Raw genomic sequence first — 9,336 nt, forward strand, 5'->3', positions numbered from 1 at the left:
AGGATTGTGTATTCATATCAGGCCGACGAAAAGAGGTAGATCCCCGTATGCTGCCTCTCAAGCCCTGCGTTCTCTTCAAGCCAGTTCACCGCGTCCCCGGTGGGGTCTACGGCAAGGATGTCAACGGTCACGACGTAGAACGCACGCCGGCCGGGGTAACTGTCACGGAGTGCCTGGAGTTCCTCGCCTGTCGTCGCCCCGAGTTCCAGGGTCCGGTCGGTCGCGTTGCTGTAATAGTAGTCAAGGGGCTGTGCCATATAGGGCGGCAGGACGACGACGAGGTCTCCCTCCCCCGTCATACCGGCCAGCTCCGCAGAGAAGCCACGCCAATCGTTCTTCTGGGGGGTCGTGTAGTAGGTCGCAAGGAACGGGAGGCTGATGACCGCCGCCGCTATCACGACGAGGTAGACCGTTCTCCTGTCCCTGACGAGGGCATATAATGCAGGATACGCCGACGCAATGCCGACGAAATAGACGGGGAGGAGATAGATGAGGTAGCGCGGGACCATCGGCATCGACGACGAGAGGATAAGGCTTGCCGCCAGTGGGAGAACCATCATGAATACGAGGAGGACCGCTCCGTTCCGGTCCTCGCGCCAGGTGACGGCGACGCCGAGCAGGAAGAGGATGAGGAAGAGCACCATGACGAGGTCGCTGAACCCCGAGATCTGCTGGAGAGTCTGGTGCACGACACTGATCCCCTGCAGGCCGAAGCTCGGAGCAGACGAGGTCCGGATAAAGAAGAGGCCGACCGTTACGATGAGCAGGGGGAGGGCGACAATGATGAAGGTGACGAGCCCGAGGGCCGGGTTTTTCGCGCTCCGCAGGTCACGCCGTATCTCGCCCGCGCGGGTGACGAGGGCGTGGAGGATGAGGACGGCGACCGGCACGATGGCGTAGAAGTGCATCCAGAAGGCGACCGCGGAGAAGACCCCGAAGAGGACCCATGAGCGGACCTCGTTCGACCGGCTTGCTCGCATGTAGAAGAGCAGCGCGAGCGAGAAGAAGAAGAGCATCGGGGCGTATGCCCGGGCCTCCTGCGAGTAGAAGATGTGGAAGGGCGAGAAGGCGAGGAGGGCGGCGGCGATGAGCCCGACGTTCCTGTCCCGGAACTCCTTGCCGATGAAGTAGACGACGGGGATCGTCAGGGCGCCAAGGAGCGCGGGGAGGAGGCGGAGCACGAACTCGCTCTCCCCGAAGAGGAGCATGCCGTGTTCCAGCCAGTAGAAGAGCGGTGGGTTGAACTCGCCGCCGGCGGTGCTCTCCCATATGCCGATGAGCGACTGCCGGGCAAACGTGAGGGTCGAGGCCTCGTCGAGCCAGAGCGAGTTCCCGCCGAGGTTGTAGAACCGGAGAAGAAACCCGGCGAGTGTCAGCCCGATGAGGACCTGCAGGTACCTGCTGGTCTTAACGGATGTTACAAGCGTATCGAGGGTGAGCGTCTCCGAACGTGCCGGTGCGGGGGTCCCGGCGTCGAGATCCCCGCCGTCATCATGCGTATGCGCCCCGCGTTTTGCCTGTCTTCCCTGCTTTTTACCCATCGTTATCATCAATCATTGACCATAAGCGCTGATATACGTTACTGGATCTGTCGGAATGACACCGGAGACGTGTCAATTCCTTTTGCCGAACGGCCCCCGCAGACGACCGCCTTGTTCTTCCTCCGGGTGATTGCGCCGGGTGCCCGGAAGACAGAATTTTTGCATCCACCGGGGATCCGGGCCATAAACGCGGTTCGCATATATATTCAGGGTATAGAATATTTCTCTGAGAATCCGGGGGTAAAAGCATAAATACCCCTTTGCATAATCCCACTACGGTGACCAGGGTGTATAAACCGTTCTTTATAATTGCAGTGATGGTCCTGATCCTCGCATCCGCCGGGTGCGCAGAGTTGCCGCCCGGCGACGAATCCGGCTGGTCAGGCATCTTTTCACCGTCGAAACCGCAGGAAACGCCGGAAAGCTCGGATCCCGGCCCGGAGTACGTGACGCCGGCAACCCCGTACCCTACCGCAACGAGGAGTCTGGCCGGTCCCACGCTCAGCGGGCCGCCGGTGGTCACGCCGACGCCGGACCCCTATGTAACCATCTACAACCGGACGACGCAGTTCAACCTCACTCATACCACGGAGGCCTTCGCCTTCGACCTGACCGCGCCTCCGCTCATCATCGACTTCCGGGTCGAGCCCAAGATGATCACGCGGAAGATGCACACGACAACTGATTACGGCAAGAAAAAGGATGTGATCGTCACACAGACCTACCCGAGCGAAACGTCGTGGTTTACGGTGACCGTGAGGGATCGTGAGTCCGGCAAGATCGTGGCCGAGAACGGTTTCGGGAAACGTTTCAGTGTGGATACCCGTAAGAGGGTCTTCGTGGGCGGGCTCGGGGACTACCTGATCGAGCTCTCCGGAAACGACGTGAAGGCGCACGTGCTGATGCGCGCAGGGGGTGTGTGAACCCAACCGGTGCCGCCACATCCCCGGACAGGCCCGAATACACCGGAGATAGGTCCTTGTCCCGGCAAAATCCGGGCATCTTTCGGGTCCATCCCATCTCCCGGGGGGGCTCCGCCCTTCCGGTGAGCAATCCTTTTTTAAGGAGGACAACGTAGTAATTAGGGGAAAGACACTCATTCTCGTGTCCCGGTAGGGTAGTGGATATCCTAGAAGCCTGCGGAGCTTTTGACCCGGGTTCAAATCCCGGCCGGGGCGTCTTTTCGGGGTTACACCCCCATCCGCTTTATGATACGCGAGCCCGTCGCGCTTTGCGGGCGCCGACCGCCGGGAAGGTACTACTCTCATCAATGACGGGGCTCAATTCGCCCCGCACGAGTCGGCCCGCGAACCTGACGCTCCCGAAAAATCCGATCCGAAAAAAAACGTGTATCAGGAGTCTTCTTCCTTCGCGGCCGATGAGCGGGCGAGCGTCTCTGCAGGAGGATCCGCATCACCGCCGCGCCTCCGCAGGAAACGCCGGACGTTCGTCGACTCCATCCATCCCTGGTCGAGTTGCGTAACGATCTCGTCGATCCGGCCTGATTGATCGAGGATCTTTCTGATGAGAGGGTCATCGATCATCTCAGCATACCCCACGATCACCTGCAGCGAGTTCCGGATATGATCCCCAAGAATAGCAAACTGCTCGATATTCTTTTCAAGCTGCGCGTATGCCTCCCGTTTCATCTGGTCGGCGAGTATCCGCTCGGTAATATCCATGACGATCAGCATGATGCAGAGCGGCTGTCCGGCATCGTTCTGGACGACACTGCCTGAGACCTGAATGTGAAATGGAGACCGGTCGTTTCGCAACCCGATCGTCTCTTTCATAATCGCGTTGCTATCAAGGATATGGACCGTAATCTCTCCGCCAAAGGTGGGATCCACAAAGAATGCATCCATGTTTCTCCCTGTGATTGCTTCCCCTCGTTCGTATCCGAAGATTGAAGCAAATCCCGGGTTGGCATACATGATGGTCCCGGTGAGATCAGCTATGAGAATGCCGTTAATCGAGGACTCAAGGGCGCTCTCTTTTATTTTGAGTTCTTTCTCGGCAAAGATCCGGTTCGTGATGTCCCTCGCAATCGCTACGATGTACGGTTCGCCGTCGAAGGTGACGGACCGGACGGTGATCTCCACCGGGATCTCCACTCCCCCACGCGACAGCAGCGATGCGATGCAGGTCTGCCGGGATCCGGAGGGGTGATCGCTCTTCTTCCGGACGAGATCGACAAACCGGGCGCTCTGTTGCGGGGAGAGCAGGTCGGCAAACGGGATCGCAACCAGTTCCTCCTTTGAGTAGCCAAGATATGCCCCCGCAGATGCGTTAACGTCCGCAAGTTTTCCGGTCTCCGTACGGATCAGGAATATTGCGTCATGTGTCTGGTCGAGCAGGGCCCTGAACCGTTCGAGTTCCGCAAGCCGGCTCTGGAGTTCCGGGTAGTAACTCTTGTGCAGGGATGCCTCTCCAAGGCCGATGATCTTCTCCCGGAGCAGATCCCGGTCATCAGGAGGTTTAGAGCGCATATTCATAGATCCGTTCGATCTCTTCACAGGTGAGCCTGCGGGGGTTCGTCACCATACAGGGGTCGGTATACGCCTGCCAGGCAAGTGTGGGGATCATCTCCTTCCGGAGGCCGAATCCGGCAAGGGTCCCCGTGATCCCGAGCGACCTCCTGAACGCCGCTACCCCCTCTGCAAGAGAGGCTCGTTCGTCATCTATCGGGCCGATGATCTCTCCTATCCGGTCGTATCGATCCGGTGCCGCCTCGTAGTTGGCCGCGATCACGTGCTCGAGGAGGAGCGTGTTGCACCGCCCGTGCACAAGATCGCAGGCCCCTCCGAGGCTGTGCGCCATCGCATGCACGGCCCCCAGGCTGGCGTTCGAGAACGCGAGGCCGGCATGAAGGCTGGCAAGGAGGGTCGAGAAGCGCAGGTCCAGGTCACCGGGCTCCCGTATGGCCGCAGGCAGTGCGCTCCGGATGAGCCGTAGCGCCTCAAGGGCATGCATGTCGGTCATCGGGGAACTGGCATTGGATACATACGCCTCGACCGCATGGCAGAGGGTGTCCATCCCGGAATCCACGGTCAGTTCCACCGACATCGTCGTCAGGGGTTCGGGATCGAGCAGGGAGATGTCGGGAACGAGTATTTTAGAGATGATGGCGATCTTGCGCTTCTTCACCTCGTCCGTGATGATGGCGAACTGGGAGACGTCGGCGGAACTCCCGGCGGTCGTCGGGATGCAGATGAGCGGCGGCGCGGGAACCGGCACCCGGTCGACGCCCTCAAACGTGAGGATATCCCGCATGTTGGAACTTGCGATCCCGATTCCCTTGGCGCAGTCCATCGGGCTCCCTCCGCCGACGGCGACGATGCCGTTGCACTCTTCGGCCCGGTAGACCTCCATGCCCGACATCACCTCCCCGGCGCGGGGATTGACGGAGACGGCATCAAAGATGGTGAACGATACCCCTGCTTCGGTCAGGCTCTCGCCGACGGCATCCGCCCAGCCTGCGGCCCGGACACCCGGGTCGGTGACGAGAAGCACCTGTTTCATTCTAAAATTGCGTGCATACCGGCCCGCAAGGTGCAGCGCTCCGTATCCGCAGATAAACTCCGGAGCGACAAATTTTCTCAGGTCAAGCTGGCTTCTCGGTATCATTGTATGATGCAGACCATTCCGGGACAGAAAGCAAGACTGCTACCCACCTGTACGAAGTCGGAACCATATATACTTTGGCGATGTGTTCTGAAGGGTAGATAGATATTATGGTGTTGCCGTCGTAGAATACACGCAGATTGTCAGATTCGGTATACGCATCGGGCGCTATTTATATGGATAACAGCGAGTCCACAGGAGAGAAAACCTCTGCCGATCGGATTCTGTCCGCACATAGACCCTGCAGTCATGCAGAGTGACCGCACCTATATCAACCTGTACGGGCTGAGAGGGCGTATGGCCGAGAAGAGTCGTCCGCCACTGCCGCCGTTCACGTATGAAACAGCGGTGCAGAAGGTCCGTATGGCCGAAGATGCCTGGAACTCCCGCGATCCCGATAGGGTTTCGCTTGCCTACAGTATCGACAGCGCCTGGCGCAACAGAACGGAGTTTATCAACGGCCGTGAGGAGATCGTCGCGTTTCTGAAGCGAAAATGGGCAAAAGAGCTCGATTACAGGCTGATAAAAGAGGTCTGGGCGGTTCATGAAGCACGTATCGCCGTGCGGTTCGCATATGAATGGCACGATGATTCGGGTACCTGGTTCCGCTCCTACGGAAACGAGAACTGGGAGTTCGACGAGTCCGGCCTGATGCGCCGCCGCTACGCGAGCATCAACGATCTGCCGATCCAGGAGGGGGAGCGGAAGTATCGCTGGCCGCCGGGACGGCGTCCCGACGATCACCCGGGACTCTCCGATCTGGGGCTATAACCTTCCCGGAGTTTGGGGCAAAGATCGATTCCGGAGCCGCCGCCGGACCGCAACTCTACAGAAAGGGGTGTCGGAGCAGGTTCCGGTCATCCTTCTGTTCAGGCAACCGGTGACTCCCGCCGACCATCCCTGATGGAACCTGCCTCACTCCTCGACCGCGATCTCCGAGATATAGGCCACCGCGAGTTTCGCCCGCCGGATCCGGGTGTTATCCTTGAGGTGCCGCATATCGACGAACTCAGCCTCGTTCACGATCCGCTCGACCTGCCGGGAGAGATCGACCGAGGCATCCCACGGCACTCCCCGGAAGATGACGCCATGGTTGTGAAGCTGCAGCTGCTGCGTTTTCGGACGGTTCTGGTCGGTGAGGGCGGAGAGGCGCTCATCGTTACAGGCGGAGTAGTCTATCCCGAACCCGAAGCTGACCATCGTGTCGCCGTGATACCTCGGCTCATCGTTCTCTTCGAGCCAATCCTCTGCGTTCTCCTCAGCGTTGATGGGGAGGCCGTTCGCTGGCGATGACGCAGCGATAGGTGATCTCTTCACTCCCAGGCTGCAGACCCCATCGACAACGGCCCACATGGCAAGTGCGGCGATACCGGAGAAATCGCGCCTCTGCTCCCGGGCAAACTCGAAGATCGTGCGGTATACGTCAGAGAGCATGATGCTGCCCTCGTCTCCTGCGTCGATGGTGACGATCTCGTGAAACGGCCCGTCGAGCGCTACGTTATACCCGGAGTAGATGGAGAGTTCTCCGGTGTCCTTCACCGGTGTGAAGAAGTCGGGTGTGGCGTTTCCGTCGGTCGGCAGCCATACGACCGAGCCGTGCAGGGTGATCATCTCCCCAAGGAGCGGGAGCGTCTCCGCCACGCCCTCTCCGAGCGCGCCGATCCCGAGCGAGTAGTGGAGAGCTGAAAACGGTATTGCGCGGATGTCTCTTTCGGTCAGGCGGGCGTATAACATCTTCTCCAGGCTGCCGGTGACCCGGAGCGACGCACTCCGTGCAGAGGTCGGCTCGATGGTATAGGCCACGCCGCCCCTCGTGAACGGGGTCCGGGCCAGTTCGTTGATGACCGAGAGGCTGTCCTGCGGTTTTCTGCAGGCGAGGACGGCCTCCCCGACCGTGGGGTAGAGGGAGAATACCGGCGTCACGCCGGCCATATCGAGAACGCTTTTCGGGTACTCCTGCACCCCGGCAAGGGCCAGGACGCCGCTCCGCTCTTTCAATCGTTTCTTTACGGCAAGAAGAACCCGGATGCCCGCACTGCTCAGGTAACTTACTCCTGCAAGGTCGAAGACGACCGACCGGTCGTCGTCCTGCAGCGACGCCTGCACGGCATCGGAGAGCTCTCCCGCACCGTAGCCGTCAAGCCTTCCGCGCATCACGAACGTCAGGATGCCATCTCTTCTCTCGGTCGCTAGGTCCATATGTATCCCGGTACAGGTATCGGAACGCTCCCGGTTATTTTTACCGAACCGTCTCCGGCCTCTTCCACCGACAGAGATGCAACCGCACGTGACCGGACCCTGCTTACTCACCGTAAGCCGCAAAAACACCTACAGAGAACAGATGAAAAGATAGAATGCGAGGGAGGCGATTCGAACGCCCGAACACCTTCGTGACAAGGCCCTCAACCTTGCGCCTTTGACCTGGCTCGGCAACCCTCGCCCTGTTCTTCTCTATACAACGCACTGCAACCATAAAACATCTTGCTCTCCGGGCCCGTGCCCTTGCTGTCCCGGAGGCCGGGAGCCGCCGCCGGACCGCGATCCCGGGTACAGACCTGGACCATGGCGCACCGTGACCCGCGTCGGTGTATATTTATTTGCTCCGCTCCAATAGTTCCGTATGTGGGCCGACATCTCACGGGAGTTCGCTGATTCGCCGTCCCAGGGCCGGGTAGTCCATTTCCTGCTGGAGAACGGGTTCGGCATCAACGAAGAGGGGCGCGTCGTCTGCAACGGCATCGAGATCCCCGCAACGCATATCGGCAGGGCGATCGAGACCGACCGCAGGGTCGTCGATGCCACTGCCCGCCGCATCCTCGATAACCCCGGCCTGGCGAAGATCTTCCTCCGGATGCGCGCCGCGCCCGACCTCTCCCGGGTCGCCGAGGCCCTCGGCCTCTCGGTGATCACGCTCTACCCGAAGGACGCGCACCAGAAGGGGATCGTCGGTGCGGCGGTCGAAGTCCTCGTCGATCACGACCTCCCCATCCGCCAGATCTTCGTCACCGACCCTTACCTCGCAGAAGAGCCGAAACTCGTGATGATCGTGGACGCACCAAGGGTCCCGGCGTCGGTCTACGAACGCCTGCGTGCGCTCCCCCAGGTGCAGCGGCTGGTCATCTGAAGAGTTCCACTTCGAACGCTAGATGACAGATCCGCTCCCTCTGCCTCCTCGGGAGCGCGATTGCGTGCTGCAGCCGCTCTTCGAGCGTGATGGCGCGGGTCCCCTTCACCAGATTGTCTGCGTGGGCAACGATCTTCTCCTCAACCGTCTGGGGCATGCAGTCGCGCGGCACGAGATTGAGGAGCGAGCACTCGTCGGCCGTCAGCCCCCCACCGATGTGCCGCTCGACGATGGCGGCGATTGCCTCATCCAGATCGAACGAGCGGCACAACGCGCCGCCCACCTCCGCGTGGCGGATATCGTGCGTCACGCCCCGGCCGATGTCATGGAGGAGAGCGCCGGCCGCGACCAGGTCGCGGTCGACGGCGCTGTCGGAGGCATAGGTGAGCGCAAGGTCGCGCACCGCCCGGCAGTGGGCGACGACCCCCCCGGAGCACCCCGCGCGCCGGAGGAGGGCGATGCAATCCTCTTCACGCACTCCCGAGGCTCTCCTTGATCTTGTCGACCCTTCTTCTGAGGGCGGTGGCGATGAGTTCGTTGTCGAAGTGTTCGAGCATCGCCTCACAGTTCGGGCATTCGAAGTTCCAGTTTGCCGCATCGGTGAAGGTGTAGACGATGCTGCAGTTCCTGCACATATAAAAGTCGTTCTTCTCCTCGTAGGTGAGCCGGGTATCGAGGTGCTCGAGCACGTCCCGGATCTCTTCCTCGAGCACGTCATGGACGCGGTCCAGCCGGAGGTGCCAGAGGTAGGTGAGCCAGCCGGTCTCGGTGTTCTTCAAACGCCGGTACTCAGCGAGACGCTTCTCGTAGAGCGTGTAGAGCGTGTGACGGACGGTATTAAGGTTGACCCCGGTCATCTCGGCGAGTTCCTCGTCGCTGTGCTCCCCACCCTCGGGGAACCGCCTGATGAGTTCGATACCGTCCTCCCCGATCATGCGCAGGACATAGGCGTTGATTGCCGGATCGTTTAACAGTTCAGTGACGGATACCATGCTCAAATCTCCCCATAGCAGGATAGTCTATAATAGTTATGGTTCAGCATCGATG

Annotated in this window: 9 protein-coding genes and 2 tRNA genes; 4 read left to right on the forward strand and 7 right to left on the reverse strand. The window is 60.3% G+C overall.

What is annotated here, in order from left to right:
• Nucleotides 1-17: 17 nt before the first annotated feature.
• Nucleotides 18-1,541, reverse strand: a complete 1,524-nt coding sequence (locus tag BRA49_RS11015; RefSeq protein WP_292386086.1) for a glycosyltransferase family 39 protein — start codon at nt 1,539-1,541, stop codon at nt 18-20.
• Between the two features lie 278 nt (nt 1,542-1,819).
• Between BRA49_RS11015 and BRA49_RS11020 the strand changes: the two genes are divergently transcribed.
• Nucleotides 1,820-2,464 carry a hypothetical protein gene (locus BRA49_RS11020; RefSeq protein WP_292386088.1) on the forward strand — a complete coding sequence of 215 codons (645 nt, stop codon included), beginning with the start codon at nt 1,820-1,822 and terminating at the stop codon, nt 2,462-2,464.
• Between the two features lie 183 nt (nt 2,465-2,647).
• A tRNA-Arg gene (locus BRA49_RS11025) sits at nt 2,648-2,719 on the forward strand.
• 174 nt (nt 2,720-2,893) lie between these two features.
• Here the strand turns inward: BRA49_RS11025 and BRA49_RS11030 are convergent.
• Nucleotides 2,894-4,030 (reverse strand): PAS domain-containing protein, encoded by a 1,137-nt coding sequence (locus tag BRA49_RS11030; RefSeq protein WP_292386090.1) that lies wholly within the window; start codon nt 4,028-4,030, stop codon nt 2,894-2,896.
• On the reverse strand, nt 4,020-5,168 hold the full coding sequence (gene ercA, locus BRA49_RS11035) for an alcohol dehydrogenase-like regulatory protein ErcA (RefSeq protein ID WP_292386091.1): 1,149 nt from the start codon (nt 5,166-5,168) through the stop codon (nt 4,020-4,022). Before ercA ends, BRA49_RS11030 begins: the two co-directional genes overlap by 11 nt.
• Before the next feature lie 294 nt (nt 5,169-5,462).
• Here ercA and BRA49_RS11040 point away from each other — a divergent pair, with 294 nt between their 5' ends.
• Complete coding sequence (locus tag BRA49_RS11040; RefSeq protein WP_292386093.1) at nt 5,463-5,936, forward strand: nuclear transport factor 2 family protein; 474 nt, start codon at nt 5,463-5,465, stop codon at nt 5,934-5,936.
• 144 nt (nt 5,937-6,080) lie between these two features.
• Here the strand turns inward: BRA49_RS11040 and BRA49_RS11045 are convergent, their stop codons facing one another.
• Together BRA49_RS11045 and BRA49_RS11050 are read right to left on the reverse strand one after the other, a co-directional pair.
• On the reverse strand, nt 6,081-7,364 hold the full coding sequence (locus BRA49_RS11045; RefSeq protein ID WP_292386095.1) for an STAS domain-containing protein: 1,284 nt from the start codon (nt 7,362-7,364) through the stop codon (nt 6,081-6,083).
• Nucleotides 7,365-7,520: 156 nt separating this feature from the next.
• Nucleotides 7,521-7,605, reverse strand: a tRNA-Leu gene (locus tag BRA49_RS11050).
• 180 nt (nt 7,606-7,785) lie between these two features.
• On the opposite strand from BRA49_RS11050, the gene BRA49_RS11055 reads away from it, so the two are divergent.
• Nucleotides 7,786-8,289 carry a regulator of amino acid metabolism, contains ACT domain protein gene (locus BRA49_RS11055; protein ID WP_292386098.1) on the forward strand — a complete coding sequence of 168 codons (504 nt, stop codon included), beginning with the start codon at nt 7,786-7,788 and terminating at the stop codon, nt 8,287-8,289.
• On the opposite strand, the gene BRA49_RS11060 is transcribed toward BRA49_RS11055, so the two are convergent.
• On the reverse strand, nt 8,282-8,767 hold the full coding sequence (locus tag BRA49_RS11060; RefSeq protein WP_292386099.1) for an HD domain-containing protein: 486 nt from the start codon (nt 8,765-8,767) through the stop codon (nt 8,282-8,284). The genes BRA49_RS11055 and BRA49_RS11060 overlap by 8 nt on opposite strands.
• The gene (locus BRA49_RS11065; RefSeq protein WP_292386101.1) at nt 8,760-9,281 is read right to left on the reverse strand and encodes a transcription factor; all 522 of its coding nucleotides are present in this window, start codon (nt 9,279-9,281) and stop codon (nt 8,760-8,762) included. Before BRA49_RS11065 ends, BRA49_RS11060 begins: the two co-directional genes overlap by 8 nt.
• Nucleotides 9,282-9,336 lie beyond the last annotated feature (55 nt).

The sequence above is a fragment of the Methanoculleus sp. UBA430 genome (genome assembly GCF_002506585.1).
GTDB lineage: Archaea > Halobacteriota > Methanomicrobia > Methanomicrobiales > Methanoculleaceae > Methanoculleus.